Below are 25,625 nucleotides of genomic sequence, written 5' to 3'. Positions count from 1 at the left end.
GTATCAAACTAGCGCGTTGTAAAAAACATAAATACCCTGGTTACTGCGTATAAATAATTTTGTACCAAGTGAATTTTCAAGTTCCCGAATCGATTTAGTTAAGGCAGGCTGCGAGAGTGACAAAAACCGACTGGCAGCCCTGATACTGCCATGACGGTTGATTTCAACAAAAGCACGTAGTTGATTGAGTTTTATTGGTGTCGCCATTTTTCTCTCTTACGATAACTTTTACTTATATAGGTAAAGTTAATTGTATCTTATTTAAATTGAATTTATTGTCTACATTATAAAATAGAAATAAAGTGGTTATGGATTAAAGTTTCAATAAATATTTTTTGATTATTAATCTGAGGAAGGAAAATAATTAAAATAAAAATAATTCAATCTATTAACTCAAACTAATATGTATGAAATAAACCAAATAAATTCCATCCTGTTCGATAACTATATCTAATAAATTTCAAATTTCCACGCCGTAGTAAAGAAACAAATCTTTGATCACATAAATAATGATGTGACTGAACGTAGCCAGCAAAACAGCAAATTGAAAAATGGGGAATAAAAGAGAGCATTATTATGGGTATTTTACTAAACGAATCTATTCAGCAAATTACTGAACAATTACAAAATTGGCGTCGTGATTTCCACCATTTTGCCGAATCCGGCTGGTTCGAATTCAGAACCGCAACGATTGTGGCAGATGAATTACACCGTTTGGGTTATAGCCTGAAAATGGGTAAAGAGGTTATCAAAGCAGAAGCCAGAATGGGGCTACCTTCAGAGCAGGCATTGCAGGAGCAGGAACAACGTGCGATTAAGCAGGGCGCTTTGGTTGAGTGGCTTCCTCATTTTTCGGGTGGGTTCACAGGCATTGTTGCGACACTCGATACAGGAAAACCCGGGTCAACACTGGCTTTTCGGGTTGATATGGATGCCCTTGATCTGAATGAGGATCAAACCCATATTCACCGCCCTTACGCTGAAGGTTTTTCCTCCTGCAACGCACATATGATGCATGCCTGTGGTCATGATGGTCACACAGCAATCGGCTTAGGTCTCGCACATATATTGAAAAAACACCAAAGCCAACTGACCGGAAAAATTAAACTGATTTTTCAACCTGCGGAAGAAGGAACCCGGGGTGCAAAATCCATGGTGGAAGCGGGCGTCGTCGATGATGTTGATTTCTTTATCGCGATCCATCTTGGCCTTAGTGTACCTCAAGGGGAATTGGTCTGCGGCTGTGATAACTTTCTTGCCACCACCAAAATCGATGTTACCTATCGTGGTGTTTCGGCCCATTCTGGCGCGAAACCAGAAGAGGGTAAAAATGCCTTATTAGCTGCGGCTCAGGCAGCTCTGGGATTGCATGCAATTCCTCGCCACAGCGAAGGCAGTTCACGCATTAACGTCGGAGTGCTACAGGCAGGCATTGGCCGTAACGTTATTCCTGACTACGCATTAATGAAAATAGAGACTCGTGGAAAAACCAACGAGATCAATGAGTTCATCTACCATCAAACTCTCAGCATTATTGAAGGCGCTGCCAAAATGCAGAGTGTTGAATATGAAATAAAGCTAATGGGCGCCGCGCAAAGTAGCCTGCCTAGCCCGGTCTGGGTCGATTTCATTTATCAACAAACTCAGAAAAATACTCCAGAGCTTTCCTCTGTTGTCAAAAGCCTCCAACAACCCGCAGGTTCGGAGGATGCGACCTATTTTATGGAACGGGTTAAAGCAAATGGCGGTCAGGCTACTTACCTCATTTTCGGTACAGAGCTCAGTGCCGGTCATCATAATGAACGGTTTGACTTTGATGAGAACGTGATGAAAACCGCTGTGAAAACACTGGCCACTATTGCCCTTCATCTGCCTGATTTCGAAACGACATGATTAAAAAATAATAACGACAGCAAACACACGAAGGAAAAAACCATGAGTGAAACAACTATCCCTGCCAATAAGAGCCCAGGACGTATTCTTGGTTGGATCGAAAGAGTTGGAAATAAAATACCTAATCCTTTTGTTTTATTCGTTTATTTAACCGCTGTTTTAATGATAGCGACGGCTATTTTTTCTTGGTTTGATTTGGTTGTAAAAAATCCGACAAATGGAGAACTCGTCAGAGTTAAAAATTTACTTGGCGCTGAGGGGTTACAGTGGATTTTGCCGAATATCGTTAAAAACTTCAGTAGCTTTACACCACTTGGCGCAATATTAGCGTTAGTCATTGGCGCGGGACTTGCAGAAAAAGTCGGCCTGCTGCAATCCCTGATGTATAAGATGGCTTCAGGCATTAATAAACGTTATGCCAGCTATATGGTGCTATTTATCGCCTTTTTCAGCCATATTTCATCGGATGCTGCGCTTGTTATCATGCCACCGTTAGGAGCGTTAATATTTATTGCCGTTGGTCGTCATCCCGTTGCTGGTTTACTGGCCGCTATTGCGGGTGTTGCGTCAGGATTTACGGCGAATTTATTGATCGTCACGACCGATGTTCTGCTATCTGGTATCAGTACCGAAGCGGCTAAAATACTCGATCCCAACTTACAAGTCAGTGTCATTGATAACTGGTATTTTATGGCAACCTCCGTGATTGTACTGACGATTGCCGGGGCTATCTTAACGGATAAATTTGTTGAGCCACGTCTCCCCGCATGGAAAGGCGGTCACAATGAGAAGCTGGAAAAGCTCACGTCACAACAAAATCGTGGGCTGCTGATGAGTGGTTTGTCTGCGCTGGTTTTCATTGGTATTACAGCGCTGCTGGTCGTCCCTGAAAATGGATTACTGCGTGATCCACAGACTGGAACAATCATTCCATCGCCATTTATAAAAGGGATTGTGCCGGTTATCATTCTGTTTTTCTTCGTTGTTTCGATTACATATGGTGTTTCGACAAAACAGATAAAAAAGCCCAATGATATTCCTGAGCTGCTTGTTGATCCCATGAAAAGCATGGCGGGTTTTATCATCATGGTTTTCCCTCTGGCCCAATTTGTTGCTTTCTTTAACTGGAGCAATATGGGTAAATTTATGGCAATAGGGCTGACTGACATATTAGAAACACTGGGCATGACAGGTGTTCCCGCTTTCATCGGCTTAATGTTTTTGTCTTCTTTCCTGTGTATGTTTATCGCGAGCGGCTCTGCCATTTGGTCAATTCTGGCCCCTATTTTTGTACCGATGTTTGTCTTGCTTGGTTTTCACCCTGCTTTTGCGCAAATTATCTTCCGTATTTCTGATTCCGCCGTATTACCTTTAGCACCGTTGTCTCCTTTTCTGCCGCTCTTTTTGGGATTTCTTCAGCATTATTATAAAGATGCAAAATTAGGCACTTATTACACGTTAATTCTGCCTTATCCTCTGGTGTTTTATGCTGTCTGGATAGTGCTATTAATAGGATGGTATTTTGCTGGATTGCCGATTGGGCCGGGGGTTTATCCAATATTGTAGTCATTTCCATTAAAGGGATTGCCGGATGATTTGTCGGTGTATTTTGATTTTATCCCCTCTAGGGGATATTTATGTTTCATCCTTTTGAAGGGATATTTATGAAGATCAAACAGTTGCTGTAGCAATTCAGGATCAACGTAAAAAAATGCGCCTGACAGGGTTGGAATGAATCAAGCTACCGTCTCCGGGTTTGAGAACAACCCAGAGAAAAGTAAGCTGGAAACTTTGTTTAAGTTACTCTCCTCACGCCATATTTTTGTAACCGAAATTGAGTTGAAAACCACAAGCTTTTGCATAGCTTAGTAGGGTATTCAATGTTGGATTACTTTTCCCTTTTTCCAGTCGGGAAATATTACTCTCTTTAGTACCCATCCTCTCTGCTACTTGTTGTTGAGTCAAACCTGCTTCTTTACGCATACTCAGCAAAGTGTTGATCAGTTCAAACTCAGGTTCCAGCTCATCATAAGCTTGCTTAACCTCTGGGTTTTGTAATGCCTTAATTTTAAGAGTATGTAATTTGTTCATTTTTCACCTCTTTCATGCGATTTTTAGCCAGGAGTAAATCTTTCTTGGGAGTTTTTGAATCCTTCTTAACAAAAACATGCAGAATGTGGATATTAGGGCCATCAAGGTAACAAAACAAACCACGGCCTATCCCTTCTTTGGATTTTGCCCGTATCTCGAACAAACCATCTCCCATAGGCTCCGTGTGTGGAGCGCCAAGGTTAGCGCCATGCTTTTCCATTAGTTCGAGCAACCTTAATATTTTTGCCTGAATTTTTGGAGGCATATTAAGTATGCTCTTTTCTATTCCTTGGTAAAAATTGATATTCCAGTTCATTTTCATCCCTTTATATTATCGTATATGATAAGTTGGCAAAAATCAATATTGTCTTATTAAACTTCGGAAATTTTATTTTCTATATGCTGAGTATTTTATAGCAATAAATTCTGGTGTTTTACGGATTTAAGTAAATTAATAAAAATGGCGGAGTAGTATGCTTTATAATTTCCATTAATAAGGAGGGGGATTACATCGCCTTTTCATTACCAATTAAAATAATATCACTTTATTTTCACTCGATTAAATAGCGGTTTAAATAACATATCAAATAAAGTCTTGAACTAATTCATTCTCTTAAAGAAAAATAATTACTTATTCCTTTACTATAAAAGTTGGCAACTTTCATATCACTGTATACCACGACCGACCAAAAAAAAATTGATTGTAAAGAGTTAGACTGAAAGCCGGGTGAAAATGGCAAAGCTGGAATACCTAACAGTCATTGTAAAAATGGTGGTAACGCTAACCCCGATGAGAAACTGAAATAATATAGTGTTAAGGAAAAATAGGATTGAAAAGTGATTGCTTAGGTTATCACTTTTCAATCATAAAAAATCTATTAACGAAAAACGTTATGTTTTTTGTTAAGTAGTTATGTTTATTTTTTATTCCATCATCCTGATAATGAATTCTTAATTCCAATATAGGAATGCGTTTTCTGCATGCCGCATCTTTCATTTGCATTTCATCAAAAGTTAAAAAAATGTAAATATTTATTCAAAACTGCCTCCTATATCAACATCATCACCGATGTATTTCTGCGCCTGATAAAAATGATCATCGCACCACTGGTATTTGCCACGATTGTTACCGGGCTTATGTCAATCGGCGGGTCATCTTCTGTCGGGCGCATCACCATCAAAGCGATGGTATGGTTTATTATCGCGGGGTTAGCTGTGTTTGCTGCCATTGCCTCCGCCGTTACTGTGCAAGGTTTGGGATTGTTGTATAACTACGGCAAACTGATAGGGCTTTTCTACCTCGGCCTATCCCAAAACCATGAACGCACTGGATCGTTTTGGTGTCCCGAAAAAAATCTCCAGTTTTGTATTACCATTGGGCTACTCCTTTAATCTGGACGGCTCAATGATGTACCAATCTTTTGCGGTACTTTAACCTCTATAAAAAATGGGGAGGCTACTGACTGGCGGGTTAACTTTAGAGAGGCAACTAAATAGGGCTATGCATATAGAGTAGAGCTTGTAGTAGGTATTGTATAAAATGTTTTAAACATTACATAAGAGAGCATGAAACTATGAGTTCACTCACACTGAGAAAGGCTCTAAGTGTGTTAGCTAAATCATCATCGTTTTCAGTTGCGACGCTTACAAACCGACGCAGAGATGTACTTGATGAACTTAAGCAACAACTCTTTGTTGAGCAGAAAATTGAATCAGATCTTAAAAAGTGCCTGAATTCTCTGAGTAATAGAGAAATTATTTTTCTATGTGGTAGCAGTGGTGATGGTAAATCAGAAATTCTTACCCGTTGCTATGGACATTATAAGAATAAGTATGATTTCCATCTTGATGCTACTCATAGTTTTGCCCCTCATCAGTCGGCAATAGAGACGCTTGATAAACTTTTTGATACACATAAAGAAGGTAATCGCCCATTAGTATTGGGTATTAATACAGGGATGCTTGCCAATTTCTCAATGGAAGGTTCAGAGCGTCACCACGAAATTAAAGCCGCTATTGATTATTTTTTTAATGATAATTCTAACGCTCAAACTCCCTACCATATAGATGGATGTTATTTTTTCGATTTTGAACATTATCCTAAGTTTCAGTTTAATGAAGGAAAAAACTACTCATCTTTTGCTAAGGAATTGATTACCCAGCTGACTGAGCCTAATGAAGAAAATTTATTTTATGTCATAGCTAACAATGATGAACAAGCTGGCCGTGATCTACGGATTGTTGCCAATTTTAAATTACTGAGCATGCCTAGCGTACAAGATGTCATCATTACACAGCTGTTTAAAACCCGTTTGATGAAAGATCAGTTTGTTACGGTTCGAGCATTACTCGATTTACTTCATCATTTACTGCTCGGGCCTGGTTATTTATTTGATAATCTTTTTGTTGGTGAAGAAAATGAGTTAGTGCAAAGAATGGCTGATTTTGATCCAGCCAGTTTACATACATATGAATTAGACCAGTTTATTCTGCGTTATGAGTTAGGATTACCTGATTCTGATTTAGATGAGTTCTTGAAGGCATTGGCCCAGGAACATATTTATTTTGATAGACATGAGGTAAAGCAGGGAGATGCGGCATCACTGATTCGTTTATTTTGTTTGTTACAAGCAGATGACTTTGGGAATAACTATTATCAGAAATTTGTACTGTTTTTTCAGGAAAACTTGCTGGAAAAATATTCTGATATTTGGCACTTACATGCAAATTATACCGGTGAGCATGCCCAAAAAATGGAGTTACGTCGCTTCTATTCTTCGGTACTGATAGCAGGTATACAGCGCTATGCTAATCGTAAAGCCCCTGAATTGACTACCAGCAAAGATGAGCTATTTCTGGGCGTATTTGGTTCAATAAAGGTTACTGCACCAGTGGTTCTTAAAGGAGACTATGATGCGATCTTAAATAAGAATATTACGAAGCCTGCTTATTTTGATGCTCATCTTAAAATTGATGATCATGCACTGAAACCAATAAGTATTAATCTGAATTTATTTGAACTACTTAGCAAGCTTAATAACGGATATCGCCCTAATAAATATGATAAAAATGCCATAGTTTTATTAGATGAAATTGTGGATCAGATCACCGAGCAGGCAAAATTAAGTTCATCTCTTAAATTTTATGATGGCAGGAAAACTTATATCGCCAAGAAAGATGATGACATGATTACCATCAGTGGTATGAGTGGAGTAGCCTAATGTATCCTATAAAAGAAAATTTAGAAGTTGGTAATAATCAATTAGATAGCTATCTTCCTGTTCGTAACAAGAATAATGCTTTCGACTGGAATGTAGTGACTGGGTTAGTTTTGAGTTACGCCCTAAAACGCCAGATCAAGGAGTATGATTTTGAACAGTTCAAAAAAGACTGTAAAGAATATTTACTTATGCAGCTTGATGAGCCTGCATTTTGGTCTGTATTGGAGCGTATGTACTTTGCTAATAAAGATATTTTTAAAATATCCCCTCTTTTTTTATTGTTTTATGCTCAATTTAGTGGAACTGGTTCAGGTAAAAGTACTCTCGGAGCAGCAAACTGGCGTTTAGGGGCTCTCTTTGCCAACTTGATGGGAAACTTTAGTCTCGAAAACCCATTACGTGATCGTCTTAATTTTCTTGAACAACATATGCTTGTTGTATTGGAAAAGAACTTACGACTATTAGGTAAAGGCCCATTTGCTGAAGAGCAACCCTATTTGCCTTATTTAGTGAAATGCTTTCAGCAAGATCTTGAGTTCTTAGCTGAGCATCCTCAATATTTACTAAAAGAGCTTGGCAATATGCTTCGTTTGTATGCCTTTACCTACTGTGCTCAGTTGGCATTAAATATAGAAGATTGGCGACGTGGCGAGCCTAAAAGCAAATCTTTGTATTTTATTTTGGATACAGAAAAAGCCAGCTCAGAAAGGGAAAAAGTAAAACGTTTTGGCTATAAGCTCCTTGAAGGTGAACAAGAGAAGCTATTTCCTATTCTTTCTGCACTTGAGGTTTTGCAATGGCATGAAACAGTGGGGAGAAAACGCCCTTTATGGCAGATTTATCAAGATGTTTTAGCTTACCCAGAACAAGCTACGATTTTGTCTCGTATGAATAGTTACCTCAAAGATTTTATTAACGATCGACGTCTTCCAGAAAGAGAGTCTGCTTTAAGTATTGAAAGTGCTTTTGATCAACTTTTATTCGTAGCTAAGGAACAATTTCTTGATAAAAAAACAACTCGTTTAGGTATTAATCGTAAATATGTTAAGGAACTAGAAAGCGAAATTTGTTCTGGTTTTATTCAAGCCCGTGGGCGAGCAGGAAAAGTTTTAGTGCTTAATCAGGATCGACTTTTGTTGTTAACTAATCTTTCCATTGGAAAAAATGAAAAATTGCGTCTTCATGAGTTATTACGCTGTTTTGAGCAACGTGGTTTTTACCTTGATAACCAATCTTCTTTATCTTTGGTTGCCTTTTACGAGCGGATGGGAAATGTGGAACGCATGAGTGATAGTGGAGACGCCGTTTATGTCCGTAAGACAGTATGAAACTTTTCTGGCTCAATCTTTTCTTGAATGGGTGGACAATTTCATCCAGCCAGGTGAGCGTTATCAATTTAAATCACCGGATACTGATAATGCCTTAAAACTTTACCAGGCTTTTGTAGCTTTATCTGACGGACATACTTTTGAGTTACCTTTAGGTGAACAGCAAACTAAACAATTAATACCTTGTATTCACTGTCGTGATGGTATTCAGTTAATCCCAGTTTTACAAGGCGAAGGGGATCTGGCATTTACTGAAAATTATATATCTCATCTTCGTGACAGAGTGTCTGGTCGTGATGATATCTTTGCTAAATCTGCGCTGTTGATCATTCATAACAGTATGTTAGATACATTACTAAACAGTACTAAAGACTTGGCAGCACCAGAAGCTATATGGCATCCGGAAAAATTTAGTAAAAAGATAGAAGATTTGATTGCGCCGGGAAATAAAGGGTATGAATTATCTCGCTGCTTATTGGATGATCAATTGGCAATGATCCTTGAGGAAGGTGCCACAGTATTCGGTTTTGCTCCACTTTATCGTTCATTGGAGAATGGCCTTTTAGAATTTTCAGAGTTAGGGTTATTTAATGATCCGACCATAACAAGTATGGATATTACAAAAGGACAGATCCGAAGACGACTTGATGAAAACCGTAAGTTGTATAGCTCTATTAAAGATAGTGTTGAACGTTATGGTGACCAACTTGAAAGTGTATTGACTGAATTTAGCCCGAAATTCATTCAAGAGCATTTTGAAGAAAAAAATGATTGGCAGTCGCTTGATTTCTCGATTTATTTTCAAGAAAAGAAAGATTGCCAAGTACAAAGTTTGCGATTTGAAGCAGTTACAGCACCTAGCGATACTTTTGTTTGGCAACGAACAAAAAGTGAGACAAAGGCGGGACAAAGAGATATCAGCTTATTAGTTCAAGTTCCGGTAGCTCAACAGCTTGTGGAGCTGAATTTTTCTTTCTTAGGTAATGACCTGCAAGATAGCCAAATAAAAATCACGCATAACAAAAGCCTAAAAAATCAGCAAGTTTGGTCGATAAATCGTGCGGGAGGGAAATATTCTCGTATGAAAGTCGCGATTCCTTTTAATGGACAGCCGAGCTTTCTTAGTTTGGAGCTGATTAATCGGGATAATCGGGCAGAAGAATACAAGTTTAGAATATTAATAATTGAGCAAAATAGCTTTTATCTTGATGAGATTAAAACTAACTATCGTATTGAACCTGGTAAACAACAAATTACTCTTCAACTGGAAGAAAACCAATTACGCATTGCACAAAGTAGTGACAATGTTTGTAGATTGGAGGGGGATGAGAACGAGGTTGATATTCATAAGTTCTCGATAGTCGATTTTGAAACATTGGCGAATCAGAGTGAGTTAATTAATTTTAAACTCATTTCGGGTGAAAATAGTCTGACAATTAATGTTGAAGGCCCCGGCGCAGAAGAAAAGATCACGCTGCCATTACTTTTTGATCAAAGTCGTTTTGCTAACTTACGCAAAGAAGAAGGGAATGCTGAATATAACCGTGCTAAGCGACGAGTTATATTTGACAATATTGAACATACGGTAGTTGGTATTCGTTTGCAGTTGTTAGGAATGGAAGCAGAGATGGTGGATAATGGTCTGCTTTATGTTCCTGCTTCTGGTGAAGCATACGAACTGGATAAATTGCGCGCAGTAAATGTAGCATTGTGTGATGCATATAGAGCTTTATTTATCTACTATCAGCAGCGTAAAACTCTACCTAGTTTAGTTGCGTGGTCTGATGAATATCGTTGTCTGGTAGCCGCTGTACTGGATTCATTTGAAATAGCATTGGGTGATATTAGCCTGAATAAGGTGCTTAATGATGACGAAAAGAGCCTGTTACGTTTGGGAATTCACTGTAACGAAAATAATGAACGTCTCTCCCCATTACACCCCTTGGTATTAGCGTATCATTTACAATTAGTTGAAGAATGTGATGATTCATTTCCGGAGTTACCTGACGTCACTCTTGATCGTTTGGTAGCTTCTGGATTAATGCCTTTTGTTTACCATAGTGAGCATGAGTTTGCTCAATTACAACCAGTCAAAGAAAATAGCTTCTGGATAGATGTTGTTCCTCAGCGTTTAGTCAGTCATGATTATGTTAAACGGCTGGTACGAGATAAACTCAACGAATTTACTCATGCCTACTCCAGACTATTCAGTGAAGCAGGCAATAGTACTTTAATAGTCAATGCAATTAATCAAGGCATTGCAAAAGAGCTATTTTTGGGACTCGTCGATTATTTCAAGCAGAAAAAAGAAGACGCAACAGCTATTCATGTCAATTTTTATGATGAGCAGTTGATGCAAAATGACTTTGATCTTTTTGCTGAAATGGGATCCTATGATGATCTTAAAAATTGGTTGGGATTGAAACGAGAAGATGCAGATCTGTTGATTGATTTGATTCGTAGTCGTCTCACTTTTAGTAAATTCTCAATACCAGCAGATAATGAAAATTTAGCTTATGCTCATTTAGCATTTTTCAGTAACAATGCTCCTGTTGATTGTCGTTTTGTTGATATGAATAAGGCACTGAGTGGTGTGCTCTGTAATGGATTACTTGCCGGAGAAGGAGCAGAAACTCTAGAAGATGCTTATTTTACTGCCTTTGGTTTGCGTCAGGTTGATGTCGAGTCATACCGAGCTTTGCGCATAGCCCGTTTGTTAGGCATGTTATGGCAACCTGCCCGCCAAAGTAATACTCAGTATTTAGGGCTGGGAATTGGATTAGCTGTTAGCGCTGATTTCAAAGAATTGCTTACTCGTTCTTATAATAGTTCTTTGTGGACAACGGTTATTGACCCTAAGGTTACCCTAGATTTTTTCACTAGCCAAAAAGACGTAGTATTGATCCATTACTCAGATCAATACACCAGTTGTACTGGATACGATGCTGTAACTGTGACTAAACAGGTAGATCTTTTCCAGCGTTTACTCAGTATGGAAGATGGTGATGGGAAAGAGTATAGGGTAGGCAGTGATCGACTACTTTCTGAGTTCAATGCGTTCAATGGTGAATGGTTACTAAAAATGTTACGTTCTACCGATAAAGAACGTAAAGAAAAGCACGGCATTATTGGTGCCTACAAATTTGTTCAGGCAATGTTACGGCGTTCCGATATTTGTTGGATTCCACTTTCTGTAGCTGAAATGATACGAGTATCCGGTAATATTGGCTTGAAAATGAGCGAAAGTGAGTTTTCCCGTAATTTACAGGGATACCGTAAGGGAGCCATTTCAGATGACGTATTATTCGTTGGCTTCAAAGGTGACAAACTCTATCTACTTCCTTTAGAAGTGAAGACGGGGAGCCGTCCGGACTATCGTTATGCAGGTCAGCAAGCTAGTGAGCTTAGACGTTACTTGCAAGAAGATTTACTGGGTAAAGATACTATGGCGGCACGTCTTTATCGTGCTTTGTTTGTTCGTCAGGTTCTTATGCAGGTAGAGAAGCTTCATCTCTATCAGGTTCTGGGTAGCAAGGTGCTGGAACCATTATTATTACGCAGAGAATGGTGGTTAACAGGAAATTACGAACTGGGCCAATTGCGCGATTATGTTGACGGTATTGTGCTTGCTCATGTTGATAGTAGTAGTTGCTTTGAACCTTCATATCAGATAACAGAAAATCAGATTTTACAAATTGAATTGCCGTATGCGTTGCTTTCCTCGCTGATAGCGGCTGATTGTGTAGCTAAATTAGATGAACTAATAACCAATTGTAATGTTCCTGAGTGTTATATGCTTACTGCCTCTATGGATAAAGAGCAACCTGATGATAATGAGGTAAGTGCAGTATTGGATACTCAATCTGAAGTTATTTCTGAGTTCAATAAAAATGTTTTTATTGCTACAACTGATGTTGATGTTCCAGTGTCTGTTTCTACTGTGGGAAATCAAACACCACTACAAGTATTGTTTGGTCATGAATCTTTACGACAGAGCCCGCTCTATTGGGAACCGACGAATACTGCGAAGTTTATGAATACCAATACCGGTATCATAGGCACGATGGGTACGGGTAAAACCCAATTCACTAAATCACTAGTTACTCAGTTGGTGCGTAATCAGGGAAATAATGTTAATTGGGCGCCAATTGGTCTGCTGATCTTTGACTATAAGTCAGACTATGTTGATGAAGCTTTTATAGCGGCAACAGGAGCCAAAAAATATAAGTTATTTAAGTTGCCTTATAACCCTCTTTCCTTGTTTGGTGATACGCCGATGTTACCAATTCATACAGCGGGAGGATTTGCAGAAACTATGCGTCGGGCTTATGGGTTAGGCCACAAACAGCAGCTTAAGCTAGAAAACTTGATCTTAGAATGTTACGAAGAAGCAGGGATTAGCCCAGAGGATTCAAGTACATGGGGAAGAACTGCCCCGACGATTGAAGATGTATGGCAGAGATTTCTTGCTCAAGAAAAAGTGGAAGAAGATTCTCTTTACGCAGCATTGTCCAAATTAGCCCGGTATAAAATTTTTGAGACTGTTCTGGATCATATGAGCAGCCTGTATGAGTTGATTGATGGTATTACGGTGATTGAACTTGCTGGGTATCCATCAGAAATCCAAAATCTTGTTGTGGCATTGACGTTAGATCTATTTTATGCGCAAATGCAAAAACGTGGTAAACCAATGGTGGCAGGGGATTATCGTCAGATGACTAAGATGGTTTTGGTCGATGAGGCTGATAATTTTATGCGTCAGGACTTTCCTAGTTTACGTAAGATCCTTAAAGAAGGGCGTGAATATGGTGTTGGTGTGATCCTCTCTACACAGGAAATTACTCACTTTAAAACTGGCGAAAATAATTACTCATCCTATATTCTGACGTGGATTATTCACCGTGTCGCTGAAATTAAGAATGCTGATATTAAGGCCGTATTTAATGTTGATGATAAAGGTGAACAAGAGTCACTGATGGAACAAATTCGTCGGTTAGATAAGCATTTTAGCCTTTATATCGACGGATCAAAAAATGTTCAGAAAATGCGTGATAGGGCATTTTGGGAACTTTAAAAATAAAATTATTAATGCTTTTTAAAAAGGATTTCTCTGATGGTTACAATCACTGATTTTATTATATTGAATAAAAAATTAGAAAAATATTATAAATTACTATGTGACATAACTGGATATGATGATTCAAAACTAATGTCACCCATAAAGATGAAGCGATTTGGTTTTTATTTCTACATATTAGAAAATGTATGTGATATAGAAAGTAATAATGATGACATTATTGACACTATTATTGATACTGAGTTTAACAAAGAGTTCTTTAACGATATAATTAATGATTTTGGTATGGATGCTGTTTATATTGATGAAGATAAAAAGTGTGTTAAGTTATTTAATTTTAAGTATAGAGAGAGTTTCAATAATGATAAAACACAGAGTTTGAATGATAGTTTTATATCAACAAAATTTTTAAACCTTTGTTTATCTCCAGATAAAAAAGAGTTTGATAAACACCCTGAGAAATTGAAGTGTAAGCTAAAAAAACTTAATGATATATTTCTGACTCCTAAAGATGTATGGAATGTGACACTCTATCAGGTCAGTAACGAAGATAAGGAAGTTAAAGCGGTTGACTCTGAGTTGGAGGATTTAGCCTCTGTTTATCAAATAAATATAAAACCCCTAGCGCTACCAACGATATCCCAATTCATGTCAATTAGACCGAAAGATATCAATGCGAGTATGATCCTAAGCAAAGATGCATTAATGTGTTATAGTGAGGATAGTAAAGCGACAGCAAAGTCTTATGTTTTAAGAGTTAGATGTGATGAAATTATACGTATAACATCTAATGATGAGCAACTAAGATTGGATAAAAATATAGAAGATATCTCGATTTTGGCCAATTCAACCCTTGAATATGGAGTTTTGTTTGATAATGTAAGGGGTTTTGTTAAAAATTCAAAATATAACCCAAATATTAGTGATACGATAAAAAATAATCCAACAAAATTCTTTATGTATAATAATGGAATTACAATGGTTGCTAATTCAATAGCTGCAACGAACTTAGCTGGAAATAGAACGATGAGACTGGATATTAATGGTTTTCAAATCGTAAATGGAGGACAAACTCTCAGAACTATTCATGAATTTAATAAAGAGAACGCTGATAATATCAGCAACTATCTGTGTAATGCTGAAGTATTGTTACGAGTTTTCATGCCTGATATTGACTCTAATGATATACATAAAATTGCTGAATATACTAATAGTCAGAACTCGATTAAGTCCTCTGATTTAAAATCATTGTCAACTGAACAGATAAATATTGAGAGATATCTGGATGAACATGATATTGCTTACATAAGAAAGTCAGGTGATACAGGCTCTGATGAAGAGAAGAAATACAAGTTTATAATAAAAATGGAAACCTTTGGTCAAATATTAAAGGCTGTAAGTGGTTATCCTGAGAAGTCCACAAATAGTATGAAAGACATTTTTGAAAAAGATTACAATAATTTATTTATTCATGATTTTGATATAAAAAGGGCACCAGAGCTTATAACATATTATTATGATGTGATTAAGGCTTATAAGGAGTCAAGCTTCAGCGGTAATCAAATAAAATATTTTTATATCCTCTATATTAAATGTCGTAAAGTTAAAGATTCATATAGTCATTTGATTAATAAATTAGAGAGTTGTATTTCTGAATATGAAATGGAGGATATTTCTACAGTGAGAAAAATGGGTTTGTTAAAATTCAAAGAATTTGTTAATAACAAATTTAAAATTTAATATATGAATCCCCCATATGTATAAGTATGGGGGGTATACTTCTATAAATTAAGAGACAGATCTTTTAAATTCCGGTAATTCCTCAATGCCGCAATCCCATCTTCAACATGAGCAGCCCATGCCTTAATGAATTCTTTTTGTTCAAGTTCTGGATATAACATTTTAAGTACTAACTCTGTGGTTTGCACGGTTTCCCCAAGCCAAGTAATTTTATCCAATACTAATGAGCCATCTAATTTTTTGTTATTCCGCTCTACTGAGTATCTGAAATCACTTTCAACAGATCGGAAAAAGGCTAATCTGGCAGAAACATTTGGCGTTAATCCAGTATAAATTTTCAGCTTTTTAAGCTGTTCTTCTGTTTGGCGATTTAGCTGCATTCTATTCGGGAGCATTAAACAGCCTCCTTAGTTAATTCCCAGAAATAACCAGATTTCAGAGATGACGATTTAGTTTTTGCATTAAATACAATTTGATAGGTATGAGAAATATCATCTCGTAATTGATCAACAAAATAACGTTCATCAACTTCTGTATCAGTGGATAGCAGCACTACCTGATGGCTGGCATAAGGGAAATAGTAATTAATCAGATTATCTCTATGCTTGGAATCCAAGCGTCCTAGTGGAGTATCAATAATTACAGGTAATTCTTGTCCTGAAGTTTTAGCTAAAGCTTCTAATATAGCAATTGCGTAAATTTGCTTTTCACCAGCAGAAAGAGATTTTCGATTAATTATCGACTGATTTTCATCAATTAATTCGACATCGAATGTTTCAGGGTTGATGTGTGCATGAAGTTGAAGATCTTCTTTACGAGCGAGCTTCTGATAAGCTTCCTCGAAGTTTTTTGTGAGTTTTTTAACACGCGCCTGAGTTAAAACTTCACTATATCTTTCTAACATATTAATCGTTTCTTCGGCATTCTTAAGAGAGCTCATAAGACCGTATTTATTTCGAGCAGAATCGTGTAGTTTTTGTATTTGACGAGCACAATCCAATTGCTGCTGTTTGCATTTTTGAGCTTCTTCTAGTGCTAATGTATATTTTTGACGAGTATCATTACGCTTTTTATCTAAATCACGTATATTTTGGAAAATGTCCATTAATTGTTCATTTTCAGGAGCACGAGCGATATTAGCAGCAGATTGCTCTAATTGTTGCTCAATATCGGTAAGTTGGATCCGATAATCATCAAAACGTTGCCAGGATTTTTGACTATCCTGCTCAATCGATTGTTGTAACATACCGGCTTCGCGATCTGAAATATCAAATAATAACTCTCCCTTAGGCTTATGAGCCATATACTCATTTAGGTTATCAGTGATAGCTTCAGTTGCAATTTTATTCGTTGTACTGGAACGGAGAGCAAGATCACTTCTTAGTAGATTGAGGAAATTATTAAGTTCTTTTTCAAAGCTTTTAGCCTGTTTTATTTCGGATTCCTGAGAAATTTTCTCAAGCAGGAAAGATAATGTCTTAGGCGCTAAAGCATACGGAAGAGTGCCATCGAATTCATGGCGTAATGCTTTTTCAATACGTTCTTTTTCTTTTATAAGTTCATCAATTTTTTTCTGTTCTTGTTCTTTGGTTTGTGCGAAGGAGCCACCTTGAGCGCTTAATAATCCTTCATGCTTGGCAATATCTTTTGTCAAAAAATCAATCCGTGATTTTAAAATATCAGCTTCTTCTAAATATTCTTCTGTTTTGAAAGCAAATTCTTTAGATTTTTCTTCTAGCTCTGAAAGTCGATGTTGTAGATTCCCTTCTAGTTGAGTAGATTGCTGGCGCTTAATATAAATTATCAGGTCATTGCGTAGCTTAGAAATTAAATCTAATCCAAGTAAGCGGCGCATTGCAGTGCGCAGAATATTCCCTGATTCATCTTCAGCTAACTCAGCAATCTTTTCACCATCAAAGAAAAATAAATCCGCTACTCCATGCGGAATAAGTTCATTAAGAAAACCTTGGCATTGCTCGTAATTCAGTTCATTGAGAACTAGCCCGTCTTGCTGTAGTGATAGACGATCTTTTTTTCCTTTTTTCCAGCTACGTGTAACAGTGAATTCAGATTCTTTACCTTCTTTATTGTAGGTAAAAGTGAGTTCAATTGAGGCTTCCTCTGGGCGTTCAGATTGATTATTGCCGTTGTGGATTAATGCACTCAGTTGTTCAATATATTCTTGTTGTTGAATGGTATGATTAAATGCTAACCGACCATATAGTGATAAGCGAATAGCGGATAAGATAGATGTTTTACCCGCACCATTTAGACCACCAAATAAAACGATTGGGCGATCATGGATTTCATGCTGTCGTTTTCTCGGAGCAAGATCGATAGTATGTGTTCCACTAAATACACGAAAATTACGCAGAACCAATTGCTTAATTAACATTCTCTTTTACCTCACTAGAAAATACTGATGGTTCTTCAGCGTTAATTATCCTGCGTTGTATTTCTTGAACTTCAGCTTCTAATTTCATTACTTCTTCAAAGTGAATATCACGCTCATTGCGTTTTTGTAGTGCAGCTTGTTTCTGCTCGATTTGTTCTAAGCTACCCCAATCCTGTTTTAAGATCGTACCAATTTTGTCAAAGATTCCTTGTCTGCGGCTTAGCCCTTCCATTGATATTTCAAGTTCAATCAGCTTCATGACCATTTCTGGTTCTACATCGAATCCTTGAGTAATTTGAGCGAGTAATTCGGCATCACTAGAATTAAATCTAGACTGATCATCAGTAATCCAGTTCAAATCACGCTCATAAACGGAACGATAGATATCTGGCAATGTATCATGCCAATCAGGTTCGTTAGGATCTTTAAGCCATTCCTGACGAATTGCATGAAGCTCAGGTTCTGTAATTAAGGTTATTTTCCGACCTTGTTGATTTAGATCTCGTTCGATCTCCAGCAACTGTTTGAGCCATGTTTGACGATATCTTAACCAGTACGGGCCAGGAACGTGTTTGCGTTCTGCGGTAATGTCTTCTCCATCCTTAGCATATTGATAACTAACCTTACCTGTACGACGTTTGTAGTTACGGTAAGTATCTTTTTGTGCTGGATCAGTGGTTAGTGCGAGTAGGTCGCGAAATTTTAGTAAAGGTAGCATCCAGTCTTCCCCATTTTGGACAAGACTTTCCATCGCTTTATCTTTTGTAACAACAGTACAAGTCCAGCAACCAAAGCGAGAATTACCACAAGAAGGAGTACTGTCATCAATAACGAGAGGGCACTCACCTTGATTAGATGAATCCATGTAAAGTGTCCATAAAGGACGATTATTGCCACCCCATGGGCTTTCCCATTCTTCTATATCATCAGAAGCATAACGATAGGCACCACGCAGTAACTTCCAAACATCTTCAACATCCCATGTATCAATAGGGGTATAAATAAATGCATTGGCAAGGGTGGTGTGTCGAGCAAGACGCGAACCATCAATTTTGTGTTTTGCGATAACTTGAGCACGGGACGCACTTTCACTACTGCGTGAACCTAGCACGACTATGACTTCATCAAATTGGCTGACCTTATTGCGAATGAAATCACTAACAGGATTAATCTTCATTCGTTCTGTACACCAGCGGAAGCTTCGTGTGGGTGCTGGATAACCTTTACCTAATAAGTTAACCCAGAATGTTTCGTGTGTTTTAGGTATGACAGAATGCTGAGTGATTGGAAGCCCATCTCGTTTTGCTCCGGTTTCAATCTGCAACATTGTTTTTTGGATTAAATCTACAACAACAGGAGTTTCAACCAGTGTGTCAGATGAGACAACAAAAACAGGTTTATGGCGCATTTCTGGGGGTAGCCCAAGTAGCGCGAGATAAGTCAATGTAATTACGGCAGAAGAATCTTTTCCTCCGCTGTAACCAATGACCCAAGGGCGCTTATCATTATAATAAATACGCTGTATTTCAGAAACGTATTCTGCCAGTGGCCGACCGGCAAACACTTCTTGATTAATAAAATCTTCGTAATCACCCAAATCGTGGGCTTGAATTAGTTTACTCATAAGACAACCGTTTGAGCTTCAAGTTGCTGCTCTTCAGCAGTAAGGGAAATATCTAATGCAATTTTAAGAGCATTACTGGTGAGCTGAATAGCCATGGTGGTTTTACTCAGTTTTCCGTGTGACATTGCTCTTTTTATTAGTTCGGGATTACTTTTACGCCAATCGAACACCTTCAGTTTGGCAAGTTTTTCTTGCCATTGTTCAGGATATTCTGCCAATAAACTGCGACCGAGTAGTCCCAGTGCGTGAAGGCCAATCCCGTGAGCGTGAACGTATTCTTGGCGTAGTTGGGCGGGTGATACTTCTTTGTTAGACGCCATTTTCCAATCAGGCATAGCATCGTAAACAGCTTGCCAATATTGGGAAGCTAGTCGTTTATTTTCTTCTATATCACCCTCTTTCGGATCTGTTCCAAGCAAAGCACGAGTAGCTTGCTTAATACTACTTAATGTAAATAATTTGTTTGAAAGTTTGCTTATACTGGATTTTTCCAATTCAGTTAGCCCTATGAATGGCCTGACAGACATAGCCAAATAACGAGCTAATTCTGAACTGATATCGCGATGGTCATAAAGAGTTGATAATGATGGACTTGGCCTAATTGCGTATTTATTTAAATCAGCAAACATTTGCTGGCTACGCTGCAAGCCTTCATCGACAAAAAAGAGTACAGGGATATTATCTTGCCCTAAATCTGGGTTTTCTTTCAGGGCAGTTTCAATGGCTTTACGACGATGTTGACCATCATTAATCAAAATTTGTGCTTCCATAGGAACTTTTAAAATACCAAGATTGTTGGAACCAGAAAATTCGGCAAATTCAACATCAATAGCAATAGATGCAGTTAATGCTGAAAAAACATAGTCTTTTGGATTTTCAATCAAATAACGTGCCATTTCTGGAATACGTGCTTTATTTAATACACGCTGTGCCCGAAGTTCTGGAGGGACTTCATTTTCATCAAAACTGAAAATCTTGGGGATAAGCCTCATTGGACAAGTGGCAATATAGAAGGGGCGACCAGCTTGGATTCCGCGAACAGCTGGGAATGAGTAACAGTATGCAATATTGTCAATATTAGCCATAATCCCTTCTTCCTAATAATTATTTTATGATACGTTTTACGTGATTTTTTTTGACGTAGCTCCATTTTATTATATCATTTTTTTAACGTAATAACAGATTTAAATCGTTAAAACTAATTTATGAATATCTCTTATAGATATAACTAATAAGATAAGAAAGTCAGTTTATTTTTTGAAAATAATTTAACAAACAGTGTTAAATTAGAAAGGGATTTAAAGAAGTTGCAATGAGATTCATTGTATTTAATTTTATGAATTTTATGAATTTATTTCTTATTTGATAAATGGTGAGGTATAAGTTACATATATAGTAGAACAATAATTGCTAACAGTCTCAGTAAAGAAATTGAATCTATTTTATCAATTAAATAGTCATTTATCTCAAAAAAACCTTGAAGCGGATTCATTACTACACCTGTGTCGTAAAGAGTTATCTTGAAAAATTGATAAATGAGTTTCAGGAGTTGCCAATAACCGCAACTCCTCCCAAACAAAAAACCTCAACTAACTACCCCAATCTCCTTTCTCTTTACCACGCCATAAACTCCACCCGCTAGCATTGCACCAACCAAAATAGCGCCCAAGTAAGCCAATACAGGCGTAATCGCCCCCGGAATTAGTAACACAAACAACCCACCATGTGGTGCCATTAGTTGCACACCAAAGTACATCGAAAGCGCCCCCGTCATTGCACCACCTAGAATACAACTTGGCAGTACCCTAACCGGATCTTTCGCCGCAAATGGAATCGCCCCTTCGGTAATAAAACACAGCCCCAATACCAGTGCTGCTTTTCCACCTTCGCGCTCACTTTGCTGAAACTTATTCCGTGCAATCATTGTTGCCAGCCACATTGCTAACGGTGGAACCATCCCCGCGGCCATAATTGCCGCCATTGGTCCATAGGTCTGTGCACTTAACAACCCGACACCAAACGCATAGGCCGCTTTGTTAACCGGACCGCCCATATCCGTACACATCATGCCGCCAAGAATCGCTCCAAGGATCACCGCGTTGGTGGTTCCCATTGATTTCAGCCAGTGGGTCAGCCATTCCATAATGGTGGCTACGGGTTTACCCACGACATAAATCATGATTAATCCGGTGACTAATGTCGCGACCAATGGGATGATTAAAATCGGTTTTAACGCCTCCATGCTTTGCGGTAGGTGCAGTTTGGTTGTCAGGAGTTTGGCAACGTAACCCGCAAGGAAGCCCGCGATAATACCACCGAGAAATCCCGCTCCAGTGCTGACGGCGAGCATACCACCAATGAGTCCGGGCGCTAATCCAGTGCGTCCGGTAATAGAATAGGCGATATAACCTGCAAGTACGGGCACCATTAAAGCAAGTGCGGAGCCGCCGCCGATTTGCATTAGTGCTGATGCCAATGTGTCGGGTTCTTTGAAGGCCTCGATGCCGAATACAAATGACAGTGCGATGCACAATCCGCCTGCGACAACCATCGGCAGCATGTAGGATACGCCTGTCATCAAGTGTTGATAGATACCGGGGCTTTCCTGTTTTTTATTGGTGGACGGATTGAAAGCGTTGGAGGCGGAAGTGTTGCCTGTGGCTGTGTAAATCTCGGCTTCGGTCAATGCGTTATCCAGCTCTTGAGCGGTTCTTTTCAAGGCTGCGCCTGTGGAGGTACGATAGAGCCGTTTGCCGGAGAATGGCGAGAGATCTACGTCAATATCTGCCGCTACAACCACCAAATCCGCTGCTGCAATTTCTACGTCGGTAATAGCGTTGTTGGTTCCCACGGAGCCACGGGTTTCTACTTTGATCTGCCAGCCGCGTTTTTCAGCTTCGGTCTCCAGCGCTTTGGCTGCCATAAATGTATGGGCAACACCTGTCGGACAGGCGGTGATAGCGACGATATTGACGGGGTTTTGTTGATCCGTGTTGACGATATTTTGCTGTTGGTAAATATTGGCTTTTGTTTTGGCATGATGGAGAAATGCTTCTGGTTCACGGATCGCTTGTTCGGCAGAGCCTGTGAAGGCTTTTTTGCCGTGCAGGTTAAGTGAGGCTGGTGCAGATTCACCGATAATGATCACCAGTTCAGCATCGTCCACGTCGGTAACAAGAGAAAGGCCATTCCTGACGGCTGTATTTTCCAATATATGTTTAGCGAGGTAAGCGCGTGCCTGCCCCTGTTTATCGTTGCTGATAATGAGTGTTTTCATGATGTTCTCTTCTTATTGTTGTTTTTCGATGGATAAGGGGTTAACGCAGTCAGTTCGACTTTTGCCATTAGTCGGGCGAGTTGCTGGCGGTCGATGCTACCAATGTTGCTTTGGCTGACAGTCATGGCGGAGACAGCGGTAGCAAGGCGTAATGTGTGCTCACTGTCTTGCCCCATCATCAGGCCGTAAATCAGTCCGCCGACCATTGCATCACCTGCGCCAACGGTGCTGACGATTTCGCAATGTGGTGGTTTAGCGAGCCATATTCCCGCTGAATTGACCAGAATCGCGCCTTCTTCACCCAATGAAACGACGACGTGCGAGATCTCCGTAGCACGCAGTTGATGGGCGGCAGTGATGATATCTTCGAATGTCGGTAAAGGCCTCCCCGCCCAGATCTCCAGTTCGCGGCGGTTGGGTTTGACCATCCACGGTAGAGCTTTGAGTCCGGCAGTCAGGGCTTCTCGACTGCTATCAAATACCACGCACATACAGGTTTCGCGTAGGCGTTGCATCCATTCAGTGAAGTCATCCAGTTCTACACCCTCTGGCAGGCTGCCGCTTACGCACACCATACTGAATTCACTCAGCCACTGGATGGAATCTTTGGCGAAGCGTTGCCACTCTTCTTTGCTGACGCTGAATCCTGAAAAGTTGAAATCGGTAACCAGACCATTCTGTTCAGTAAGTTTGACGTTGGTGCGTGTCCGCCCCTCTACAACCTGAAATCGGTTGACGATACCTAGTTCTGCAAAGTGTTTTTGAAAGGTACTCTGGTTTTCTTTGCCCAGAAAGCCACCTACGGTGACGTTGATACCGAGTGTTTTGAGGATTTTGCCAACGTTGATGCCTTTACCTGCTGGATATAATCCCGCGGTCTGGATGAGATTGACTTCGCCGGTTTTGATGTTTTCAACCAGTCCAATCAGATCGTAAGCTGGGTTCAGGGTGATCGTCGCGACTTTTTTGTTGATGCTATTTGTGTTCATGCCACTTCCTCACCCATATTTTTGTTAATAAGGGATTCAATGGCGAGCAGGGCATCTTTGGCATCGGAGCCGACCGCGGTAAAGCGAATTCGTTCGCCTTGTTTAACGCCTAAGCCTGCAACTTGCATTAGCTTACTCCCATCGATGGGAATACTGTTTCCATCAAGATAGGTGATGGTGATTTGGCTATGGAATTGTTTGATGGTGTTAACCAGAAGTGCGCTGGGACGGGTATGCAGGCCATGTTTATTGGGTAGGATAAAATCCGCAGTCAGTGCGTTTTTTTGAGGCAGTATCGTTTCTTGTGGTACACCCATTGTCAGTAGGTCTACTATGGCTGTGCTATTTTTGGCTCGTAATAGGCACTCACCTTTACCTTGTTGCAGCAGGGTGCTGAGATTATCTAGAAAACCGTGCAGTTGATCGTCTGCACAAGCGATGGTTAATAACAATCCAACAGGTTGTTTATCAACAGTAAAAGGAGTTTTGGGACGGGAGATGGCAATTGCATTGTGCAAATTGCCCTGCGAACTGTCACTGAGCCAGATACCTTGTCCAAGGTGTATTGGTGGCTTGGTAAAGATATCGGCAATAAATTTTGCATTCACTGCGTTGGCTTGTTGTAGCCGAGAGATGTTTATTGCCTGTAAGGTTGTCAGGTCATGTGCGTCAATATCCAGTGTGAGCGTGGAGTTATCCAGCAGATAGGCGGATTTGGTGTTCATTAATAAACGATAGAGTTCATTTACATCGGTGGTTTTTGCCATCCGGCTGGCGCGGTTTTCATCACGAATGATCGGGATTAACTGATGCAGCAGATTAAGGTGTTCGTCGGATTTTGCCGCGATGCCGATAACAAGGTGGACGATTTGGTTATCGCCCCAGTCGATTCCGTTCGGAAATTGCATCACTTGTACGCCGGTTGTCAGTACGTTGTTGCGGGTTGAATGGGTGCCATGTGGGATGGCAATACCATTACCCAGATAGGTTGAAGAGTGTGTTTCACGTTCCAGCATTCCTTCGACGTACTCTTTACTGGCATATCCCGCCGCAGTGAGAGCTGTGGCGACTTGGCGAATAGCACTTTCTTTATTGGTAGCATATGCTGCCAGATGGATATCTTGTAACAGTAGATGAAACATAGATGTTTACTTTCCTATAATAAATTGAAACGATTCAGCTTTTTAGGTAAAAAAATAACATCGAATGAATTTATGTTATTTTTATTATTTAATGAACCAAGTAATTTGGTTTCTTAATATCAGATTCTTACCGAAATAATTTAATCTTAATAATAAATCGAACTAATATAGTTTTTATTGCCAGCTTGTTTTTACAGCTATTAATTATTTGTTTTGTGATGAGGATAGATAATGTCAATTATCTGTATTATTGGGAATGTATCGCCAAGGAGTTAGAATGTAAAGTGAAGTTTAGGTTATTTTATGAAATGGTGATGGCGATCTTAGTTATTTAAATTTCAATGAAAGTTATTAATGATAAAAATAATATTAACCGAGGGAGCGTTTCAAGTAAAGGGAATGAGTTATTCAAAGGAATGCCGACTCATTGACTTCGTTCATTACGGTGTTGTGCTTAATATGTGAATACAAGAAGTATATTAGATAATATTTTAATGTATAGTTTTATGGAAAAATAATTAACCATTCCTTTAATGTAAAAATATTATTGCTTCTATCATTGCTAAGTTATTTGACTATTTTTTGTTGTAGAAATAAAAAATATAATATACATAACTATGTTCAATATTTGAGTCTAGTACTACAGTCGTAATCGTTCTGTAATCATAAGGCTATTCCGCCGACGATAATGGCATTGTTGTGCGCAATACTGATGTCGTCGTCGCCAGGTTGACCAATACAGGGAATGGGTGGTCAGGAGTTCCTGTTCCCAGAGATTAACAGGTGAGGCCATGTGGCACCTCCCTTAGGGTTAGAAAGAAGGACGATAGCTATCATGACACAATACA

The 25,625-nt window shown here is 39.1% G+C and carries 16 protein-coding genes and 2 pseudogenes; 7 read left to right on the top strand and 11 right to left on the bottom strand.

Going from position 1 to position 25,625, the window contains the following annotated elements:
- Window positions 1-24: 24 nt before the first annotated feature.
- Window positions 25-207 (bottom strand): annotated as a pseudogene (locus AB204_RS03470) (LysR family transcriptional regulator); the annotation flags it as partial.
- Between the two features lie 369 nt (window positions 208-576).
- Between AB204_RS03470 and AB204_RS03465 the strand changes: the two are divergent.
- Window positions 577-1,893, top strand: a complete 1,317-nt coding sequence (locus AB204_RS03465; RefSeq protein WP_047961992.1) for a M20 family metallo-hydrolase — start codon at window positions 577-579, stop codon at window positions 1,891-1,893.
- 42 nt (window positions 1,894-1,935) lie between these two features.
- Window positions 1,936-3,459 (top strand): p-aminobenzoyl-glutamate transporter, encoded by a 1,524-nt coding sequence (gene abgT, locus AB204_RS03460; RefSeq protein WP_047961991.1) that lies wholly within the window; start codon window positions 1,936-1,938, stop codon window positions 3,457-3,459.
- 243 nt (window positions 3,460-3,702) lie between these two features.
- Here abgT and AB204_RS03455 read toward each other — a convergent pair whose 3' ends face one another.
- Window positions 3,703-3,984 (bottom strand): helix-turn-helix domain-containing protein, encoded by a 282-nt coding sequence (locus AB204_RS03455; RefSeq protein WP_047961990.1) that lies wholly within the window; start codon window positions 3,982-3,984, stop codon window positions 3,703-3,705.
- The gene (locus AB204_RS03450) at window positions 3,962-4,300 is read right to left on the bottom strand and encodes a type II toxin-antitoxin system RelE/ParE family toxin (RefSeq protein ID WP_047961989.1); all 339 of its coding nucleotides are present in this window, start codon (window positions 4,298-4,300) and stop codon (window positions 3,962-3,964) included. Before AB204_RS03450 ends, AB204_RS03455 begins: the two co-directional genes overlap by 23 nt.
- A gap of 665 nt (window positions 4,301-4,965) precedes the next feature.
- Here AB204_RS03450 and AB204_RS03445 point away from each other — a divergent pair.
- The 5 genes and pseudogenes from AB204_RS03445 to AB204_RS03425 all read left to right on the top strand — a co-directional run.
- A pseudogene (locus AB204_RS03445) lies at window positions 4,966-5,416 on the top strand (cation:dicarboxylate symporter family transporter); the annotation flags it as partial.
- 142 nt (window positions 5,417-5,558) lie between these two features.
- The gene (gene dptF, locus AB204_RS03440) at window positions 5,559-7,205 is read left to right on the top strand and encodes a DNA phosphorothioation-dependent restriction protein DptF (RefSeq protein WP_047961987.1); all 1,647 of its coding nucleotides are present in this window, start codon (window positions 5,559-5,561) and stop codon (window positions 7,203-7,205) included.
- Complete coding sequence (gene dptG / locus AB204_RS03435; protein WP_047961986.1) at window positions 7,205-8,533, top strand: DNA phosphorothioation-dependent restriction protein DptG; 1,329 nt, start codon at window positions 7,205-7,207, stop codon at window positions 8,531-8,533. Before dptF ends, dptG begins: the two co-directional genes overlap by 1 nt.
- Window positions 8,514-13,607, top strand: a complete 5,094-nt coding sequence (gene dptH / locus AB204_RS03430) for a DNA phosphorothioation-dependent restriction protein DptH (RefSeq protein WP_047961985.1) — start codon at window positions 8,514-8,516, stop codon at window positions 13,605-13,607. Before dptG ends, dptH begins: the two co-directional genes overlap by 20 nt.
- Window positions 13,608-13,646: 39 nt before the next feature.
- The gene (locus AB204_RS03425) at window positions 13,647-15,350 is read left to right on the top strand and encodes an AIPR family protein (RefSeq protein WP_047961984.1); all 1,704 of its coding nucleotides are present in this window, start codon (window positions 13,647-13,649) and stop codon (window positions 15,348-15,350) included.
- A 41-nt stretch (window positions 15,351-15,391) separates the two neighbouring features.
- Here the strand turns inward: AB204_RS03425 and dndE are convergent, their stop codons facing one another.
- From dndE to AB204_RS22680, 8 genes are all read right to left on the bottom strand, one after another.
- Complete coding sequence (dndE, locus tag AB204_RS03420; protein ID WP_047961983.1) at window positions 15,392-15,745, bottom strand: DNA sulfur modification protein DndE; 354 nt, start codon at window positions 15,743-15,745, stop codon at window positions 15,392-15,394.
- Window positions 15,745-17,745: a DNA sulfur modification protein DndD gene (gene dndD, locus AB204_RS03415; protein ID WP_047961982.1), complete on the bottom strand. Its 2,001-nt coding sequence runs from the start codon at window positions 17,743-17,745 to the stop codon at window positions 15,745-15,747. The genes dndE and dndD overlap by 1 nt, the downstream gene beginning before the upstream one ends.
- Window positions 17,735-19,369 carry a DNA phosphorothioation system sulfurtransferase DndC gene (gene dndC, locus AB204_RS03410; protein ID WP_047961981.1) on the bottom strand — a complete coding sequence of 545 codons (1,635 nt, stop codon included), beginning with the start codon at window positions 19,367-19,369 and terminating at the stop codon, window positions 17,735-17,737. The genes dndD and dndC overlap by 11 nt, the downstream gene beginning before the upstream one ends.
- Complete coding sequence (dndB, locus tag AB204_RS03405) at window positions 19,366-20,454, bottom strand: DNA sulfur modification protein DndB (protein ID WP_047961980.1); 1,089 nt, start codon at window positions 20,452-20,454, stop codon at window positions 19,366-19,368. The genes dndC and dndB overlap by 4 nt, the downstream gene beginning before the upstream one ends.
- A gap of 500 nt (window positions 20,455-20,954) precedes the next feature.
- Window positions 20,955-22,646 (bottom strand): PTS fructose transporter subunit IIBC, encoded by a 1,692-nt coding sequence (fruA, locus tag AB204_RS03400; protein ID WP_047961979.1) that lies wholly within the window; start codon window positions 22,644-22,646, stop codon window positions 20,955-20,957.
- Window positions 22,643-23,620: a 1-phosphofructokinase gene (fruK, locus tag AB204_RS03395; RefSeq protein WP_047961994.1), complete on the bottom strand. Its 978-nt coding sequence runs from the start codon at window positions 23,618-23,620 to the stop codon at window positions 22,643-22,645. The genes fruA and fruK overlap by 4 nt, the downstream gene beginning before the upstream one ends.
- A gap of 11 nt (window positions 23,621-23,631) precedes the next feature.
- Complete coding sequence (gene fruB, locus AB204_RS03390) at window positions 23,632-24,777, bottom strand: fused PTS fructose transporter subunit IIA/HPr protein (protein ID WP_047961978.1); 1,146 nt, start codon at window positions 24,775-24,777, stop codon at window positions 23,632-23,634.
- A 640-nt stretch (window positions 24,778-25,417) separates the two neighbouring features.
- The gene (locus tag AB204_RS22680) at window positions 25,418-25,570 is read right to left on the bottom strand and encodes a hypothetical protein (RefSeq protein ID WP_161796534.1); all 153 of its coding nucleotides are present in this window, start codon (window positions 25,568-25,570) and stop codon (window positions 25,418-25,420) included.
- Window positions 25,571-25,625 lie beyond the last annotated feature (55 nt).

The sequence above is a fragment of the Xenorhabdus khoisanae genome, assembly GCF_001037465.1.
In the GTDB taxonomy this organism is placed as follows: domain Bacteria; phylum Pseudomonadota; class Gammaproteobacteria; order Enterobacterales; family Enterobacteriaceae; genus Xenorhabdus; species Xenorhabdus khoisanae.
Note: the sequence above shows the minus strand (reverse complement) of the source record. Positions and strands in the feature narration are given on the sequence as shown.

What these genes read in the sequence shown, in the direction of transcription:
- dndB (WP_047961980.1), bottom strand. Translation starts at nt 20,454, where the DNA reads ATGGCTAATATTGACAATATTGCATACTGTTACTCATTCCCAGCTGTT.
- AB204_RS22680 (WP_161796534.1), bottom strand. Translation starts at nt 25,570, where the DNA reads ATGGCCTCACCTGTTAATCTCTGGGAACAGGAACTCCTGACCACCCAT.
- fruB (WP_047961978.1), bottom strand. Translation starts at nt 24,777, where the DNA reads ATGTTTCATCTACTGTTACAAGATATCCATCTGGCAGCATATGCTACC.
- dndE (WP_047961983.1), bottom strand. Translation starts at nt 15,745, where the DNA reads ATGCTCCCGAATAGAATGCAGCTAAATCGCCAAACAGAAGAACAGCTT.
- fruA (WP_047961979.1), bottom strand. Translation starts at nt 22,646, where the DNA reads ATGAAAACACTCATTATCAGCAACGATAAACAGGGGCAGGCACGCGCT.
- AB204_RS03450 (WP_047961989.1), bottom strand. Translation starts at nt 4,300, where the DNA reads ATGAACTGGAATATCAATTTTTACCAAGGAATAGAAAAGAGCATACTT.
- AB204_RS03465 (WP_047961992.1), top strand. Translation starts at nt 577, where the DNA reads ATGGGTATTTTACTAAACGAATCTATTCAGCAAATTACTGAACAATTA.
- AB204_RS03425 (WP_047961984.1), top strand. Translation starts at nt 13,647, where the DNA reads ATGGTTACAATCACTGATTTTATTATATTGAATAAAAAATTAGAAAAA.
- dptG (WP_047961986.1), top strand. Translation starts at nt 7,205, where the DNA reads ATGTATCCTATAAAAGAAAATTTAGAAGTTGGTAATAATCAATTAGAT.
- dndD (WP_047961982.1), bottom strand. Translation starts at nt 17,745, where the DNA reads ATGTTAATTAAGCAATTGGTTCTGCGTAATTTTCGTGTATTTAGTGGA.
- abgT (WP_047961991.1), top strand. Translation starts at nt 1,936, where the DNA reads ATGAGTGAAACAACTATCCCTGCCAATAAGAGCCCAGGACGTATTCTT.
- dptH (WP_047961985.1), top strand. Translation starts at nt 8,514, where the DNA reads ATGTCCGTAAGACAGTATGAAACTTTTCTGGCTCAATCTTTTCTTGAA.
- dptF (WP_047961987.1), top strand. Translation starts at nt 5,559, where the DNA reads ATGAGTTCACTCACACTGAGAAAGGCTCTAAGTGTGTTAGCTAAATCA.
- dndC (WP_047961981.1), bottom strand. Translation starts at nt 19,369, where the DNA reads ATGAGTAAACTAATTCAAGCCCACGATTTGGGTGATTACGAAGATTTT.
- AB204_RS03455 (WP_047961990.1), bottom strand. Translation starts at nt 3,984, where the DNA reads ATGAACAAATTACATACTCTTAAAATTAAGGCATTACAAAACCCAGAG.